This is a genomic window from Streptomyces capillispiralis, from assembly GCF_007829875.1.
Lineage (GTDB): Bacteria > Actinomycetota > Actinomycetes > Streptomycetales > Streptomycetaceae > Streptomyces > Streptomyces capillispiralis.
In genome coordinates this window covers 4,685,376-4,700,710 of record NZ_VIWV01000001.1, presented here as the reverse complement: position 1 = coordinate 4,700,710, position 15,335 = coordinate 4,685,376, and the positions used below count along the sequence as shown (strand labels likewise).

General features: G+C 72.0%; 16 protein-coding genes. 6 read left to right on the top strand and 10 right to left on the bottom strand.

The window, feature by feature from the left end; genetic code table 11:
• Positions 1-116: 116 nt before the first annotated feature.
• Positions 117-554, top strand: coding sequence for a spore-associated protein A (locus FHX78_RS20460; protein WP_229923874.1), 438 nt, complete (start codon positions 117-119; stop codon positions 552-554).
• 85 nt (positions 555-639) lie between these two features.
• Here the strand turns inward: FHX78_RS20460 and FHX78_RS20455 are convergent, their stop codons facing one another.
• On the bottom strand, positions 640-1,797 hold the full coding sequence (locus FHX78_RS20455) for an acyl-CoA dehydrogenase (protein WP_145868876.1): 1,158 nt from the start codon (positions 1,795-1,797) through the stop codon (positions 640-642).
• Between the two features lie 192 nt (positions 1,798-1,989).
• Between FHX78_RS20455 and FHX78_RS20450 the strand changes: the two genes are divergently transcribed.
• Positions 1,990-3,333 (top strand): UDP-glucose dehydrogenase family protein, encoded by a 1,344-nt coding sequence (locus FHX78_RS20450; protein WP_145868875.1) that lies wholly within the window; start codon positions 1,990-1,992, stop codon positions 3,331-3,333.
• Between the two features lie 187 nt (positions 3,334-3,520).
• Here the strand turns inward: FHX78_RS20450 and FHX78_RS20445 are convergent, their stop codons facing one another.
• A complete protein-coding gene (locus tag FHX78_RS20445) occupies positions 3,521-4,027 on the bottom strand; it encodes a CGNR zinc finger domain-containing protein (RefSeq protein WP_145868874.1) in 507 nt (168 codons plus the stop codon).
• Positions 4,028-4,154: 127 nt separating this feature from the next.
• Here FHX78_RS20445 and FHX78_RS20440 point away from each other — a divergent pair, with 127 nt between their 5' ends.
• The gene (locus tag FHX78_RS20440) at positions 4,155-4,514 is read left to right on the top strand and encodes a VOC family protein (protein ID WP_145868873.1); all 360 of its coding nucleotides are present in this window, start codon (positions 4,155-4,157) and stop codon (positions 4,512-4,514) included.
• 15 nt (positions 4,515-4,529) lie between these two features.
• Positions 4,530-4,922 (top strand): VOC family protein, encoded by a 393-nt coding sequence (locus FHX78_RS20435; RefSeq protein ID WP_145868872.1) that lies wholly within the window; start codon positions 4,530-4,532, stop codon positions 4,920-4,922.
• A 27-nt stretch (positions 4,923-4,949) separates the two neighbouring features.
• Here the strand turns inward: FHX78_RS20435 and FHX78_RS20430 are convergent, their stop codons facing one another.
• The 4 genes from FHX78_RS20430 to FHX78_RS20415 all read right to left on the bottom strand — a co-directional run bounded on the left by FHX78_RS20430 (position 4,950) and on the right by FHX78_RS20415 (position 9,129).
• On the bottom strand, positions 4,950-6,086 hold the full coding sequence (locus tag FHX78_RS20430; protein WP_145868871.1) for a dipeptidase: 1,137 nt from the start codon (positions 6,084-6,086) through the stop codon (positions 4,950-4,952).
• A gap of 141 nt (positions 6,087-6,227) precedes the next feature.
• Positions 6,228-7,415, bottom strand: coding sequence for a dipeptidase (locus tag FHX78_RS20425; RefSeq protein WP_145868870.1), 1,188 nt, complete (start codon positions 7,413-7,415; stop codon positions 6,228-6,230).
• On the bottom strand, positions 7,412-7,912 hold the full coding sequence (purE, locus tag FHX78_RS20420; protein WP_145872080.1) for a 5-(carboxyamino)imidazole ribonucleotide mutase: 501 nt from the start codon (positions 7,910-7,912) through the stop codon (positions 7,412-7,414). Before purE ends, FHX78_RS20425 begins: the two co-directional genes overlap by 4 nt.
• Before the next feature lie 77 nt (positions 7,913-7,989).
• On the bottom strand, positions 7,990-9,129 hold the full coding sequence (locus FHX78_RS20415; protein ID WP_145868869.1) for a 5-(carboxyamino)imidazole ribonucleotide synthase: 1,140 nt from the start codon (positions 9,127-9,129) through the stop codon (positions 7,990-7,992).
• Between the two features lie 151 nt (positions 9,130-9,280).
• On the opposite strand from FHX78_RS20415, the gene FHX78_RS20410 reads away from it, so the two are divergent.
• On the top strand, positions 9,281-9,778 hold the full coding sequence (locus FHX78_RS20410; RefSeq protein WP_145872079.1) for a GtrA family protein: 498 nt from the start codon (positions 9,281-9,283) through the stop codon (positions 9,776-9,778).
• A 30-nt stretch (positions 9,779-9,808) separates the two neighbouring features.
• Here FHX78_RS20410 and FHX78_RS20405 read toward each other — a convergent pair whose 3' ends face one another.
• Positions 9,809-11,083 carry an ATP-binding protein gene (locus FHX78_RS20405; protein ID WP_145868868.1) on the bottom strand — a complete coding sequence of 425 codons (1,275 nt, stop codon included), beginning with the start codon at positions 11,081-11,083 and terminating at the stop codon, positions 9,809-9,811.
• 34 nt (positions 11,084-11,117) lie between these two features.
• Entirely contained in the window at positions 11,118-11,795 is a 678-nt protein-coding gene (locus FHX78_RS20400; protein ID WP_145868867.1) for a response regulator transcription factor, read from the bottom strand.
• Between the two features lie 513 nt (positions 11,796-12,308).
• Between FHX78_RS20400 and FHX78_RS20395 the strand changes: the two genes are divergently transcribed.
• Positions 12,309-13,805, top strand: a complete 1,497-nt coding sequence (locus FHX78_RS20395; RefSeq protein ID WP_145868866.1) for an oligopeptide:H+ symporter — start codon at positions 12,309-12,311, stop codon at positions 13,803-13,805.
• Positions 13,806-13,946: 141 nt separating this feature from the next.
• On the opposite strand, the gene FHX78_RS20390 is transcribed toward FHX78_RS20395, so the two are convergent.
• Both FHX78_RS20390 and FHX78_RS20385 read right to left on the bottom strand, forming a co-directional pair.
• Positions 13,947-14,501, bottom strand: a complete 555-nt coding sequence (locus FHX78_RS20390) for an ATP-binding protein (protein WP_145868865.1) — start codon at positions 14,499-14,501, stop codon at positions 13,947-13,949.
• Positions 14,502-14,746: 245 nt separating this feature from the next.
• A complete protein-coding gene (locus FHX78_RS20385; protein WP_145868864.1) occupies positions 14,747-15,124 on the bottom strand; it encodes an STAS domain-containing protein in 378 nt (125 codons plus the stop codon).
• Positions 15,125-15,335: the final 211 nt, after the last annotated feature.

Sequence of the window (15,335 nt, the reverse complement as noted above, 5' to 3'; positions counted from 1 at the left end):
CCCCCCGCCCCAAGACCACCACCGGCCACTATGTCGCAGCTCACATATCGGCCTGTTTCTCGGATTGCCGCGCGAGGGAATGATCATCCCCGGTCAGCAATCAATGGAGGTCAACCATGAATGTCCGTAAGCGACTTGGCGCCGTGGCCGCACTGCTCGGCACCACGGTCACCGGAATGGTGGTCGCCACGGGAACCGCGCAGGCGGCGCCGTCGGCGGCCGCCGCCGCCTACAACGGTGGCTGCGGATCCGGGTACAGCGTGATCGACTCCAAGAACGTCGGCGACGGGACCGTGTACCTCACGTACAACGGCTCCACCGGCTACAACTGCGTGGTGACCGTCAGCAATTACCCGGGCACGTCGCTGTACATGCAGGCCGCCCTGCGCCTCTCCAGAAACGACGCCGTGTGGAACTCCAGCGAGCGCGACGACGGCTACTACAGCTACTACGCCGGGCCCATCTACAAGTACGCCGCGGGCTCCTGTGTCGACTGGGGCGGCGCGGTCGACTCCAACTACCTGCAGATCGACTACGACGACCACTGCGGCTGACCCGGCGGACACCGGATCCCCGCGCGGGGGATGACGGCCGGAGGGTGCCCGGCGCCGGGCACCCTCCGGTCTCGGTCCACCGGGGTTACGGCAGGTTGCGCGCCATCACGATCCGCTGGACCTGGTTCGTGCCCTCATAAATTTGTGTGATCTTCGCGTCGCGCATCATGCGCTCGACCGGGTAGTCGCGGGTGTAGCCGTAGCCGCCGAGGAGCTGGACGGCGTCCGTGGTGACCTCCATGGCGACGTCGGAGGCGAAGCACTTGGCGGCGGCGCCCTGGAAGGTGAGGTCGCTGTCGCCGCGCTCGGACTTCGCCGCGGCGGCGTACGTGAGCTGGCGGGCGGCCTCGATCTTCATGGCCATGTCGGCGAGCATGAACTGGATGCCCTGGAAGTCGGCGATCGGCTTGCCGAACTGCTTGCGCTCCTTCACGTAGCCCTTGGCGTAGTCGAGGGCGCCCTGGGCGATGCCGAGGGCCTGCGCGGCGATGGTGATGCGGGTGTGGTCCAGCGTCTTCATCGCGGTGGCGAAGCCGGTGCCCTCCTCGCCGATCATGCGGTCGGCGGGGATGCGGACGTTGTCGAGGTAGACCTCGCGGGTCGGGGATCCCTTGATGCCGAGCTTCTTCTCCGGGGCGCCGAAGGAGACGCCCTCGTCGGACTTCTCCACCACGAAGGCGGAGATGCCCTTGGAGCGCTTCTCCGGGTCGGTGACGGCCATCACCGTGTAGAACTCGGACTCGCCCGCGTTGGTGATCCAGCGCTTCACGCCGTTGAGGACGTAGCTGTCGCCGTCGCGGACCGCGCGGGTCTTCATGCCGGCCGCGTCGGAGCCGGCGTCCGGCTCGGACAGGCAGTACGAGAACATCGCGTCGCCCTTGGCGAGCGGGCCCAGGTACTTCTTCTTCAGCGCCTCGGAACCGGAGAGGATCACCGGCAGCGAGCCCAGCTTGTTCACGGCCGGGATGAGGGAGGAGGACGCGCAGACGCGGGCCACCTCCTCGATCACGATCACCGTGGCGAGCGCGTCGGCGCCGGCGCCGCCGAACTCCTCCGGCACGTGGACGGCGTGCAGGTCGTTGGCCACCAGCGCGGTGAGGGCCTCGCGGGGGAAGCGGGCCTCCTCGTCCACCGCGGCGGCGTACGGCGCGATCTTCGCCTCGGCCAGCGAGCGGACGGCGTCACGGAGCATGTCGTGCTCCTCGGACGGGCGGTACAGGTCGAAGTCAGCCGATCCGGCCAAGGTGTCTCACGCTCCAAAACGCTGCGATGCTGGTCACGCTAACTACCGTTAAGTAACTCAAATGTTAGGGCTTCGCCCGCGGTCGTGGATAGGTGAGCTTGACGACAGCGGCCGGGCCACCGGGCGGGGGCCTGGCACGCGCCCCGGATATGCTCGGGCCCGCACTGCTCGCCGTAGACCCCTGGAGCACCCATGGCCCTCAAGATCACCGTGATCGGCACCGGTTATCTCGGCGCGACCCACGCGGCGGCCATGGCCGAGCTGGGGTTCGAGGTGCTGGGCCTGGACGTCGTACCGGAGAAGATCGACATGCTCCGGCGCGGTGAGGTCCCGATGTACGAGCCGGGGCTGGACGAGCTGCTGCGGCGGCACGTCGCGGGGATCGAGGGGTCGACCGGGCGGCTGCGGTTCACCATGGACTGGGCCGAGGTCGGGGAGTTCGGCGATGTGCACTTCGTGTGCGTGAACACCCCGCAGCGGCACGGCGAGTACGCCTGCGACATGTCGTACGTCGACTCCGCGATCGCCTCGCTCGCCCCGCACCTGAAGGGCCCCGCGCTGGTCGTCGGCAAGTCGACGGTGCCGGTCGGCTCGGCCGAGCGGCTGGCCGCCTACCTGGCCGAGCACGCCCCGGCCGGGGAGGACGCGGAGCTGGCGTGGAACCCGGAGTTCCTGCGCGAGGGCTTCGCCGTCCAGGACACGCTGCACCCGGACCGGATCGTGGTGGGCGTGCGCGGCGAGCGGGCGGAGAAGCTGCTGCGGGAGGTGTACGCCACGCCGGTCGAGGAGGGCTCGCCGTTCCTGGTGACCGACTTCCCGACCGCGGAGCTGGTGAAGACCTCCGCGAACTCCTTCCTGGCCACCAAGATCTCGTTCATCAACGCGATGGCGGAGCTGTGCGAGGCCACCGGCGGGGACGTGGCGAAGCTGGCGGAGGCCATCGGCCACGACGACCGGATCGGCGCGAAGTTCCTGCGGGCCGGGATCGGCTTCGGCGGCGGCTGTCTGCCGAAGGACATCCGGGCGTTCATGGCCCGCGCCGGTGAGCTGGGCGCGGACCAGGCGCTGACCTTCCTGCGGGAGATCGACTCGATCAACATGCGCCAGCGCGGCCGGATGGTGGAGCTGACCCGGCAGGCGCTGGGCGGCGGGCCGTTCCTGGGCAGGCGGGTGGCGGTGCTCGGCGCGACCTTCAAGCCGGACTCGGACGACGTCCGCGACTCGCCGGCGCTGAACGTGGCCGGGCAGATCCACCTCCAGGGCGGCCAGGTCACGGTGTACGACCCGAAGGGCATGGACAACGCCCGCCGCATCTTCCCGACCCTCGGGTACGCCGACTCGGCGCTGGAGGCGGTGCGCGGCGCGGACGTCGTCCTGCACCTGACGGAGTGGCGGGAGTTCCGCGAGCTGGACCCGGCGGAGCTGGGCGAGGTCGTGACGGACCGGCTGGTGCTGGACGGGCGGAACGCGCTGGACGCGCAGGCGTGGCGGCGGGCCGGCTGGCGCTACCGCGCGATGGGGCGCCCCGGCGCCTGAGGAACACACCCCCGCGGCGACGTCCGACGCCGGTTCGGCCGAGGCTCAGTCGGCCGAACCGGCGTCCCGCCGCATTCTGCCCCACCGGGCGCGACGACGGGCCGGCCAGGCCCCGTCCGGCGGACCGGTTCGCGGGAGCCCCACGGCACCCCGCCCCGCGTCCGCGGCCTGAGCCGCCGTACCGGCGCTACGCCTCCTTCGCCCGGTAGCGGCGCATCTTCGCGCGGGCGCCGCACACCCGCATGGAGCACCAGCGTCCGCGGCCGGCGGGGCTGCGGTCGTAGTACGCCCAGTGGCAGTCGGCGGCCTCGCAGGCCTTCAGCCGGTTCCAGGTGCCCGCCGTGACCGCTTCGGCCACGGCGGCGGCCACGCGGGAGAGCAGCGGCCCGTCGTCGACGGGGGTGAGGGCGGCCGAGCCGTCGGCGGTGTCGACGGTGACCACCAGGGGCGCCCGCGCGAGCAGGTCGCCGAGGGGGGTGACCGCGCGGTGCGGGGGGTGGCCCGCGTGGGCGAGCAGGGCCGCGCGCAGGGACTCGCGCAGTTCGCGGGCCGAGTCGACGGTGTCCTCGGTGAGCCCGAAGGGCGCGCGGCCCTCGGCGGTGTCCAGCGCGTCGCCGCCCGTCTCGACGTCCAGCGTGTTGACCAGGGCCTGGACCAGGGTCAGCGCACCGGGCGGGGCCGATCTCTCACTCATGCCTGGACGGTACCTCCCGCACTCCGCGATTCCCCTTGCGGCGTTACCTCCTGTGGGGCAGCATACGGTAACTGTTACCGGTTACCCGGCTCTACGGGTAACGCTGTCGGACTTCTAGGAGGAGACCATGTCCATGGCCAAGGTGGGCGCCGTCGTGCTGGACTGCCCCGACCCGCGTGCGCTGGCCGGTTTCTACGCCGGGATCGTGGGCGGCGCGCTGGAGGGGGACGACGACTGGGTGGACCTCAAGGTGCCCGGCGGCCCGGTCATCGCCTTCCAGGCGGCCCCCGGGTACGTACCGCCGCGGTGGCCGGCGGCCGACCGCTCGCAGCAGTTCCACCTGGACCTGACCGTCGAGGACCTGGACGCGGCCGAGAAGGAGGTGCTGGCGCTCGGCGCGCGGCCGCTGGACGCGGAGGACCGCTCGCGGACCTTCCGGGTTTACGCCGACCCGGCCGGGCACCCGTTCTGCCTGTGTGCCTGCTGACCCCGGGAGGATTGCATGGCCGCCGTGGCCCGTCTGCGTTCCGTCGTCGTCGACTGCCCCGACCCGCGGGAGCTGGCCGTCTTCTACGCGGCCGTGGGCGGTGGCGTCCCCGAGGAGGAGGACCCGGACTGGGTGGTGCTCCAGATCCCCGCGGGCCCGCGGCTGGCCTTCCAGCGGGCGGAGGGACACACCCCGCCCGACTGGCCGCGCGCGGACCACGGTTCCCAGCAGTTCCACCTCGACTTCGACGCCGGGGGGACGTGGGAGGAGGTCGACGCGGCCGAGGAGAAGGTGCTGGCGCTGGGGGCCCGGGTGCTGGACCGGGAGGACTACGAGACGAAGGACTTCCGGGTGTACGCCGACCCGGCCGGGCATCCGTTCTGCCTGTGCCGGATCGAGCAGCCCTGACGGCGGACCGCGCGCCGGTCCGGCGGGTCAGCCGTCCAGGTCGGTGATGGTCGCCGTCGAAGGGGGCCTGCGCTGCTGGGCCGTCAGGGCGGTGAAGTGCGCGCCGCGCAGCACCCGCTGGACGTTGCCCCAGGTCAGCAGGGCCACCTCGGACTCGTCCCAGCCGCGCCGCAGCAGCTCGGCGACCAGCCTCGGGTAGCAGGAGGTGTCGGCGAGTTCCTGCGGGTGGGCGCTGCCGGTGTCGTAGGTGCCGGACAGGCCGACGCAGTCCGGCCCGGCGAGGGCGCGGATGTGGTCGAGGTGCTCGGCGACGTCGCGGACGGTCGGGCCGGCCTGCTCGGCGGTGAGCGGCACCATGCACAGGCCCCTGGCCCGGCCCACCTCGGTGAGCAGGTCGTCGGGGAGGTTGGCCGGGTGGGGGCGCAGGGCGCGGGCGCCGGAGCGGCTGAACAGCACCGGCGCCTTGGAGACGGTGAGGACACGGCGGATCGTCGGGGTGGAGGCGTACGAGAGGTCGGCGATCATGCCGGTCCGGTTCATCTCGCGGACCACCTCCTCGCCGAACCGGGTCAGCCCGGTGGGTCCCGCCCAGGTGGCGCCGGTCAGGGTGAGCACGCGCAGGCCGAGGGCGTACAGGGAGCGCAGGACGCTCAGCGAGTCGCCGAGGGCGGCGGCTCCGGCGGGCCCGAACAGCACCGCGACCCGGCCGCAGTTGCGGGCGTCGGCGGTCTCCCCGGCGGTGCGGGCCGGGCGCAGTCCCTCCGGGTGGGCGGCGACCACCGCCTTAGCCAGGTCCAGCTGCTCCAGGGTGGCGCCGACGGCCCGGTCGCCGTCGGGCCCCTCGGGCAGGTGCAGCGACCAGAACACCGCGCCGACCTGTCCCTTCCGCAGCCGCGGCAGGTCCGCGTCGACGGCGCTCTCGCCCAGGTCGAGGTCGTACCAGGGCAGCCGGCGCAGCGCCCAGGGCAGCCCGCTGTAGCCGTCGGCGACGGGGTGGGCGGCGAGGACGGCGCGGGCGCGGGTCAGCGGGGCGTCGTCCGGGTCGGAGACGGGCTCGTACTCCTCCGGGGCGACGACCACCGCCTCCGCCGGGTACGGCGAGGTGGGCTCGTCGGCCCGGCCGACCTCGGCGGCGGGGTGCAGGTCGTCCTGGAGATCGGCCATAACGGGCTCCGTACGTCGTGACCTGGGTGCGTGATCGCGATACGGCCACCGTCGCACGCCGCCCCCGAGTCCTTCCTGGTGGACGCGGCGTTCGGGGGTACGGCGCGGCGACGTGCCCGTCCGGCCGCCCGTCGGCGCGGGTCAGCCGTCGAGCGACTCCAGGGTGGCGTGGGAGGGCGCCCGGGTCGCCCGCAGGTCCCGGGAGACGTCCTCCGCCGCGCGCAGCACCCGGACCGCGTTCTGCCAGGTCAGCTTGGCCAGGTCGGCCGTCGACCAGCCGCGGTCGAGCAGTTCGGCGATCAGGTTCGGGTAGGCGGAGACGTCGCTCAGGCCGTCGGGGGTGAACGCGGTGCCGTCGTAGTCCCCGCCGATGCCGAGGTGGTCGACGCCGGCGACCTCGCGCATGTGGTCGAGGTGGTCGGCGACGGTGGCGACCGTGGCAACGGGACGCGGGTGGGCCTCCTCGAAGGCGCGGTGCACCTTCATGCCCTCGGCGGTGGTGTCGAGGTGGTGGAAGCCGTGGGCGCGCATGTTCTCGTCGGCCGCGGCCGTCCAGTCGACGGCGGCCTGGAGCACGAACTTCGGCACGAACGTCACCATCGCCACGCCGCCGTTGGCGGGCAGCCGCTCCAGGACGTCGTCGGGGATGTTGCGCGGGTGGTCGCACACGGCGCGGGAGGACGAGTGCGAGAAGATCACCGGCGCGGCGGAGGTGTCCAGCGCGTCCCGCATCGTCGTCGCCGCCACGTGCGACAGGTCGACGAGCATGCCCTCGCGGTTCATCTCCCGCACGACCTCCCGGCCGAACGCCGACAGGCCGCCGACGCCGGGCTCGTCGGTCGCCGAGTCCGCCCACGCCACGTTGTCGTTGTGGGTGAGCGTCATGTAGCGCACGCCGAGCGCGTACAGGGCGCGCAGGGTGGCGAGGGAGTTGTCGATGGAGTGGCCGCCCTCGGCGCCCATCAGCGAGGCGATCCGCCGCTCGGCGCGCGCCGCCTCCATGTCGGCGGCGGTGAGCGCGGCCCGCAGGTCCGCCGGGTGCCGGTCGATCAGCCGCCGTACGCAGTCGATCTGCTCCAGCGTCGCCGTCACCGCGCCCGGCAGGTCCGCGCGGACGTACACCGACCAGTACTGCGCGCCGACGCCGCCGGCCCGCAGCCGGGGGATGTCGGTGTGCAGGTGGGCGCCCTGGTCGGCGGCGATGTCACGGGCGTCGAGGTCGTAGCGGACCTGCTCGCGCAGGGCCCAGGGCAGGTCGTTGTGCCCGTCGACGACGGGGAACTCGCGCAGCAGCTCCCGGGCCCGGTCCGCGGACGTCGCCCCGGTCACTTGGCGAAACCGAATCCGGCCGCGGAGCCCTCGACCTTGGAGCGGAGCCGCTTGCCCTTCTCGGTGGCCTGGTCGTTCAGGTCCTGCTGGAACTCCCGCATGCGGCCGAGGAGTTCCTCGTCGTGGGCGGCGAGGATGCGGGCCGCGAGCAGACCGGCGTTGCGCGCCCCGGCGACGGAGACGGTGGCGACGGGGACACCGGCCGGCATCTGCACGATGGACAGCAGGGAGTCCATGCCGTCGAGGTACTTCAGCGGCACGGGGACGCCGATGACCGGCAGCGGGGTGACGGAGGCGAGCATGCCGGGCAGGTGGGCGGCGCCGCCCGCGCCCGCGATGATCACCTTCAGTCCCCGGTCCGCGGCCTGCTCGCCGTACGCGATCATCTCGCGGGGCATGCGGTGCGCGGAGACGACGTCCACCTCGTAGGCGATCTCGAACTCGTCGAGGGCCTTCGCCGCCGCCTCCATGACGGGCCAGTCGGAGTCCGACCCCATGACGATGCCCACCGAGGGGAAGGGGCGCGCGTCGGCGCTCGTGGAGGGGTGGTGGTCGGGCGCCGGGTGGGCAGGGCTCATTCGGTGATCGTGCCTCTCAGGTATCCGGCTGCGTGACGGGCGCGCTCCAGCACGTCGTCCAGGTCGTCGCCGTAGGTGTTGACGTGTCCGACCTTGCGGCCGGGCTTCACGTCCTTGCCGTACATGTGGATCTTCAGCTGGGGGTCGCGGGCCATGCAGTGCAGGTACGCCGAGTACATGTCCGGGTAGTCGCCGCCGAGGACGTTGACCATGACCGTCCACTTCGCGCGCGGGCGGGGGTCGCCGAGCGGGAGGTCGAGGACGGCGCGGACGTGGTTGGCGAACTGCGAGGTGATCGCGCCGTCCTGGCTCCAGTGGCCGGAGTTATGCGGGCGCATCGCGAGTTCGTTGACGAGGATGCGGCCGTCGCGGGTCTGGAACAGCTCCACCGCGAGGTGGCCGACGACGCCGAGCTCCTTGGCGATGCTCAGCGCCATCTGCTCGGCCTTGAGGGCGAGGGCGTCGTCGAGGCCGGGGGCGGGCGCGATCACCGTGTCGCAGACGCCGCCGACCTGCCGCGACTCCACCACCGGGTAGGCGACGGCCTGGCCGTGCGGGGAGCGCACGACGTTGGCGGCCAGCTCGCGAACGTAGTCGACCTTCTCCTCGGCGAGGACCGGGACGCCGGCCTTGAACGGCTCGGCGGCCTCCTCGACGGAGTCGACGACCCACACGCCCTTGCCGTCGTAGCCGCCGCGGACGGTCTTGAGGACGACCGGGAAGCCCTCCCCCTCGGCGGCGAAGGCCGCCACGTCCTGCGGGTCCGCGACGATGCGGTGCCGCGGGCACGGCACGCCGATCGCGTCGAGCCGCGCGCGCATCACGCCCTTGTCCTGGGCGTGCACCAGCGCGTCGGGGCCCGGCCGGACGGGGATGCCGTCCGCCTCCAGGGCCCTGAGGTGCTCGGTGGGCACGTGCTCGTGATCGAAGGTGATCACGTCACAGCCACGCGCGAACTCGCGCAGCGTGTCCAGGTCGCGGTAGTCGCCGATGACGACATCGCCGACGACCTGCGCCGCGGAATCCTGCGGAGTGTCACTGAGAAGCTTGAACCTGATGCCGAGCGGGATGCCCGCCTCGTGTGTCATACGAGCGAGCTGGCCACCGCCGACCATGCCGACTACGGGGAACGTCACGCCCCCAGGGTATCGGCCGAGCCACAGTGGCCGGTTTACCGGCCTCTTTCCGGACGGTCTGCGGCCGTGGCCCTCGTCCGCAGGAAGATCGCGCGGAGGGGTGGTTAGCATGGCTGCGTTGACGCAACCGACGGACAGGAGCCCGCAGGCGATGGAACGCGGTTCGTCCAGACTCCGACGACTCTGCCGGGAACTCGCCAAGTTCGGCGCGGTGGGCGGGGCCGGCGTGCTGGTCAACCTGGGCGTCTTCAACCTGGTCCGGCAGACGACCGACCTCCAGGTGGTCCGGGCGAGCGTCATCGCGACCGTCGTGGCGATCATCTTCAACTACGTCGGCTTCCGCTACTTCACCTACCGGGACCGCGACAAGTCCCGGCGCACCCGGGAGATGTCGCTCTTCCTGCTGTTCAGCGCGATCGGCCTGGTCATCGAGAACGGCGTGCTCTACACGGCGACGTACGGCTTCGGCTGGGACAGCCCGCTGCAGAGCAACGTCTTCAAGTTCCTCGGCATCGGCGTGGCGACCCTGTTCCGCTTCTGGTCCTACCGCTCGTGGGTGTTCCGCGCGCTGCCGGTGCGCGAACCGGCGGCGGGGTCCGGTCCGGTCACCGGGGGCGGCGGACGGCGCCCGAGGCAGCGCGTGCCGTAACCGGCGGGCGGCGGTGAGGGCGGTCAGCCGTCAGCGGATCGTCTGGCGGGTGTCGTCGTCCCGGGACTTCTCCGGGGGCGTGCGGGAGAGGAACAGGCCGAAGACGGCCGGTTTGGCCTGGAGCATCTCCAGGCGGCCGCCGTCCGCCTCCGCGAGGTCCCGGGCGACGGCGAGGCCGATGCCGGTGGAGTTGTGGCCGCTGATCGCCCGTTCGAAGATCCGTGAGCCCAGGTCGGCGGGGACGCCGGGCCCCTCGTCGGTGACCTCGACGACGACCTGGTTGCCGGTGACCCGGGTGCGCAGGGCGACCGTGCCGCCGCCGTGCATCAGCGAGTTCTCGATCAGTGCCGCCAGCACCTGGGCGACCGCGCCCGGCGTGCCCACCGCCCGCAGGTGGCGCTTGCCCGAGGTGACGATCGCGCGGCCGGCGCTGCGGTACGCGGGCCGCCACTCGGCGAGCTGCTGCTGGATGACCTCGTCGAGGTCGAAGGTGACCGCGGAGCCGGTGCGCGGGTCGCGGGAGTTGGTCAGCAGCCGCTCCACCACGTCCGTCAGCCGCTCCACCTGCGCCAGCGCGATCGTGGCCTCCTCCTTCACCGTCTCCGGGTCGTCGGTGAGGGTGATCTCCTCCAGGCGCATGGACAGGGCGGTCAGGGGGGTGCGCAGCTGGTGGGAGGCGTCGGCGGCCAGGCGCCGCTCGGCGGTCAGCATCCGCGCGATGCGCTCGGCGGAGCGGTCCAGCACGTCCGCGACCCGGTCCAGCTCGGGGACTCCGTAGCGGCGGTGGCGGGGGCGCGGGTCGCCGGACCCGAGCCGTTCGGCGGTCTCCGCGAGGTCGGTCAGCGGGGAGGCGAGGCGGCTGGCCTGGCGGATCGCCAGCAGCACCGCCGCGATCACCGCGAGCAGCGCCACCAGACCGATGATCAGCAGGGTGCGGGCGACCTCGCGGGTCACCGAGGAGCGCGGCTCCTGGACGGTGACGGTCTCGCCCTCCTCCCCCGGTGCCGAGGCGCTGATGACGTCGCCGTCCGGCTTGCTGCCGACCTCGATGGGCGCCTTGCCGGGGATCCGGACGACGGCGTACCGGTCCTCGGTGACCTGGTCGCTGAGGATCTCGGCGGTGACCTGGTCCTCGACGATCAGCCGGCTGTCGACGATGCTGGCCAGCCGCACCGCCTCGGACTCCACGCGCTCCTGGGCGCTCTCGCTGATCGTGCGGGTCTCGACGATCACCAGGGAGACGCCGAAGACGGCGATCACGACGAGCACCACGGCGAGCGTGGACTGGATCAGACGGCGGCGCATGTCCTCTTACCCACTGGCGAACCCCGGCGGGGGTTCAGCTCTTCTCGAAACGGAAGCCCACGCCGCGCACGGTCGCGATGTAGCGGGGGTTGGCCGCGTCGTCGCCGAGCTTCTTGCGCAGCCAGGAGATGTGCATGTCGAGGGTCTTGGTGGAGGACCACCAGGTGGTGTCCCAGACCTCGCGCATCAGCTGGTCGCGGGTGACGACCCGGCCCGCGTCCCGCACCAGGACCCGCAGCAGGTCGAACTCCTTGGCGGTGAGCTGGAGCTCCTCGTCGCCCATCCACGCCCGGTGCGACTCGACGTCGATGCGCACCCCGTGGGTGGCGGGCGGCTGCTGGGGTTCGGCGGCACCGCGCCGCAGCAGGGCCCGGACCCGGGCGAGCAGCTCGGCGAGGCGGAACGGCTTGGTGACGTAGTCGTCGGCGCCCGCGTCGAGGCCGACGACCGTGTCCACCTCGTCGGCGCGCGCGGTCAGGATCAGCAGCGGAACCGTGTGCCCCTCGGAGCGCAGCCGGCGGGCGACCTCCAGGCCGTCCATGCCGGGCAGTCCGAGGTCCAGCACCACCAGGTCGACGCCCCCCTGCATTCCGGCGTCGAGTGCGCCGGGGCCGTCCTCACGCACCTCGACTTCGTAGCCCTCCCGGCGCAGGGCACGGGCCAGCGGCTCCGAGATGGACGCGTCGTCCTCGGCGAGCAGTACACGGGTCATGGCAGTGATGGTAGTCCCGCCGCGGCGGGGCCCGGGGTGTGATCGCCGAGCCCGGTCCTTACCTCCCGCTCACCCGATTCTCACCTCCGCGGAGGCTGGTACGGACCTGAGAGTGTGGGGTGCGATCCTGAAGGAGACCTTCGAATGGGTGATCACGGTTCCACTGAAACCTGTGATCCATCTCTCAAGTCCTTCCATATCCGGCAGTGTCCTGTCGTATGGTGAATCAACGCCTGTTGCACCACGGGGACCTTTGGCCGCAGTGACGCCGAGGGTCTCTTTTGTGTGCGGGCCGGTTTTCCGCCGGCCCCGGAAGGAATGACCTGTGGCCGGGCCCGGCCGCGCGTGGACGCGCGGCGCGGGCGTGGATCCCGGTGGTCGCCGTCCACCGCCCCGCGATCCGGGGCGGCCTCCCCCGGGCGTGGGGCGGACGGTACGACCCGCCGGTGCCGGCCGCCCCCCACCGGGCGCGTACCCGCTCGCGCGACGCGTCCCGACCAGCAAGGAACGACCATGGCGTCCAGCCTGACGAAGGACTCGGTCACTCCGGGCACCCCCGGGTCCGAGAAGACCTTCTTCGGCCACCCCCGCGGACTGGCCACTCTCTTCATGACCGAGATGTGGGAGCGGTTCTCCTACTACGGCATGAGGGCTCTGCTCCCGCTGTACCTCGTCGCGCCGGGCGGCCTGGGTCTGGGCGCGGGCACCGCGACCGCGATCTACTCGGTGTACCTCTCGCTGGTGTACCTGCTCACGATGCCGGGCGGCTGGTTCGGCGACCGCGTGTGGGGCCCCCGCAAGACCGTCGCCGTCGCCGGCGGCATCATCATGCTGGGCCACCTGACGCTGGCCCTGCCGTCCTCGGGCACCTTCTACGCGGGGCTCGGCCTCGTCGCGATCGGCTCCGGTCTGCTGAAGGCCAACATCTCCACGATGGTGGGCCAGCTCTACCAGGGCCCGGACGACCCGCGCCGGGACGGCGGCTTCACCGTCTTCTACATGGGCATCAACCTGGGTGCCTTCGCCGCGCCGCTGATCATCGGCACCATCGGCGAGAGCGTCAACTGGCACCTGGGCTTCGCGCTGGCCGCGCTCGGCATGGGTCTCGGCGTGGCGCAGTTCCTGCTGGGCAGCCGTCACCTGGACGCGCGCTCCAGCGTCGTCCCCAAGCCGCTGTCGGCCGAGGAGAAGTCCTCGACCCTGCGCAAGGCCGCCCTGTGGGCGGGCGTCGCCGTCGTCGCGTACGCCGTGGTCGGCTTCACCGGCAACTACACCCTGAACTGGATCCTGGTCCCGCTGACGCTGCTCGGTGTGATCGTCCCCGTGATGGTGATCGCCCGCATCAAGCGCGACAAGGACCTGGACCGCGCCGAGCAGTCGAAGATGTCCGCGTACATCTGGTTCTTCGTCGCCGCCGCGATCTTCTGGATGATCTACGACCAGGGCGGCTCGACCCTGTCGATCTTCGCCGACTCGTCGGCCGAGAACAGCGTCCTCGGCTGGGACTTCCCGGTCTCCTGGTACCAGTCGGTCAACCCGGTCCTGATCATGGCGCTGGCCCCGGTCTTCGCCTGGATCTGGCTGGCGCTGAACCGGCGCGGCAAGGAGCCCAGCACGATCGTGAAGTTCGCCTCCGGTCTGCTGCTGGTCGGCGTGTCCTTCTTCCTGTTCCTGGCCCCGCTGTCCATCGCCGAGGGCGGTCACAAGGCGGCGGCGCTGTGGCTGGTGGCGATCTACTTCACGCAGACCGTCGGTGAGCTGCTGCTCTCCCCCGTCGGCCTGTCGGTCACCACGAAGATGGCGCCCGCGAAGTACGCCTCGCAGATGATGGGCGTCTGGTTCCTGGCCGTCACCGCGGGTGACGCCACGACCGGGCTGCTCTCCATCGCCGGCGTCGACCTGAACAAGACCGGCATCGTCGCGATGGAGGCCACCCTCGCCGTGGTCGCCGGTGTCGCGGTGTGGATGTACCGCAACAAGGTCAAGGCGCTCATGGGCGACGTCCGCTGAGCCGTCCCCCGTCCAGCGCCGAAGGGCCCCGCATCACGGGATGCGGGGCCCTTCGGGCGTGGTGCGGGTGGGCCGGCCGGCGGTGGGCCGGACGTGCTCGGAGGGCGCGCCTGGCGCGGAGGGGGACGCGCGGGGCGCGGATCAGGCGGGGGCCCCGAGTTCCGCCCAGACCGTCTTGCCCGCGACGTCCGGGGTCCGCACGACGCCCCAGTCCAGGCAGAGCCGCTGCACGATGAACATGCCGTGGCCCCCGGGCCGGCCCGCGCGGTGCGGGGTCCGGGGGGCCGGCTGGCCCGTGCCCCGGTCGGTGACCTCCAGCCGGATCACCTTGTTGTCGCAGGTGATGGCGAGGTGGTCGGGCCCCTCGGCGTGCAGGCAGGCGTTGGTGACCAACTCCGAGACGACGAGCAGGACGTCCTCGGCGGCGGCCCGCTGGTCGGCGGTGGCGGCGGGCAGCCAGCCCCACGCGTACAGCGCCTGGCGGGTGAAGTCGCGGGCGAGCGGTACGACGCCGCTCTGGCCGTCGAAGCTCAGTCGGCGGACGTGGCCGCCGCCCGAGGCCCCCGACGTCCCCGACGGCGCGGCCACGCCGCCGTCGGGCGCACTCCCCGCCGACGCGCCGCCCCCGGGCACCCCGGAAGCGCCGTCGGCCTCCGGACCGCGGTCGCCCGGCGAGTAGGGCCGGGTGGTGCTCATCAGCGCTTCACCTCACCGTGTCACCAGTTCACGATTGAAAAAATTCCGTACTCGATCAGTCACGCGCGCAACGCACGTACGGTTCTCGGCAGTCGGCCGGCGACGGCCACGTCCGCCACGCTCAGGGACTCTCCTGCCCGAGGGGACCGGGCGGACACCCCCGTCTTCGCGCGCGATGGCGTGACGCGAGGGCCCCCGCGGCGGCGGGGGCGACGGGAGCGCCCCGCCGGGGCTGCCCGCGCGGGTCACGCCGAATCGTCGGCCAGCGCCGCCTCGAGAGAGTCGTGGACGGTGAACACCGCGTCCGCTCCCGTGATCTCGAAGACCCGCGCGACCACGGGCTGCATGCCCGCGAGGTGGACCCCGCCTCCGGCCGCCTCGGCCTTCAGCCGGGCACCGAGCAGCACGTTGAGCCCGGTGGAGTCACAGAACTCCAGCCGGGAGCAGTCGATGACGAGCCGCTTGAATCCCTTGGCGAGGCAGTCCTCCAGTGGCTCACGCAACAGATCGGCGGTGTGGTGATCCAACTCACCCGCCGGAGTCACGACGGCACTGGGGCCCTCTTCTCGCACCTCGACCAGAAGCCGGCCCGACTGTGCGCTGCCGACCGTCCCGCGGTCCATGCCGTCTCTCTCTCCCGACGTCGTGGCTGCTTGCTGACGCCCTCGAACATTACGCCCTCCGGCCACGCTCCGACACCCGAACAATCACGCACAAACGGACATATCCCAACAGAACGCACTTGCGGTGGGCTCGGGAAAGCGGGTAGGGCTAGTAAGAACACGTACCCGACACGGCCGGCTTTGGAGGCGCCGCACACCGCAGTGCACGTTT

Bases quoted from the DNA above. Each gene is read 5' to 3' on its own strand.
- FHX78_RS20460 (WP_229923874.1), top strand. From the start codon at position 117: ATGAATGTCCGTAAGCGACTTGGCGCCGTGGCCGCACTGCTCGGCACC.
- FHX78_RS20450 (WP_145868875.1), top strand. From the start codon at position 1,990: ATGGCCCTCAAGATCACCGTGATCGGCACCGGTTATCTCGGCGCGACC.
- FHX78_RS20445 (WP_145868874.1), bottom strand. From the start codon at position 4,027: ATGAGTGAGAGATCGGCCCCGCCCGGTGCGCTGACCCTGGTCCAGGCC.
- FHX78_RS20440 (WP_145868873.1), top strand. From the start codon at position 4,155: ATGTCCATGGCCAAGGTGGGCGCCGTCGTGCTGGACTGCCCCGACCCG.
- FHX78_RS20435 (WP_145868872.1), top strand. From the start codon at position 4,530: ATGGCCGCCGTGGCCCGTCTGCGTTCCGTCGTCGTCGACTGCCCCGAC.
- FHX78_RS20430 (WP_145868871.1), bottom strand. From the start codon at position 6,086: ATGGCCGATCTCCAGGACGACCTGCACCCCGCCGCCGAGGTCGGCCGG.
- purE (WP_145872080.1), bottom strand. From the start codon at position 7,912: ATGGGGTCGGACTCCGACTGGCCCGTCATGGAGGCGGCGGCGAAGGCC.
- FHX78_RS20410 (WP_145872079.1), top strand. From the start codon at position 9,281: ATGGAACGCGGTTCGTCCAGACTCCGACGACTCTGCCGGGAACTCGCC.
- FHX78_RS20405 (WP_145868868.1), bottom strand. From the start codon at position 11,083: ATGCGCCGCCGTCTGATCCAGTCCACGCTCGCCGTGGTGCTCGTCGTG.
- FHX78_RS20400 (WP_145868867.1), bottom strand. From the start codon at position 11,795: ATGACCCGTGTACTGCTCGCCGAGGACGACGCGTCCATCTCGGAGCCG.
- FHX78_RS20395 (WP_145868866.1), top strand. From the start codon at position 12,309: ATGGCGTCCAGCCTGACGAAGGACTCGGTCACTCCGGGCACCCCCGGG.
- FHX78_RS20390 (WP_145868865.1), bottom strand. From the start codon at position 14,501: ATGAGCACCACCCGGCCCTACTCGCCGGGCGACCGCGGTCCGGAGGCC.
- FHX78_RS20385 (WP_145868864.1), bottom strand. From the start codon at position 15,124: ATGGACCGCGGGACGGTCGGCAGCGCACAGTCGGGCCGGCTTCTGGTC.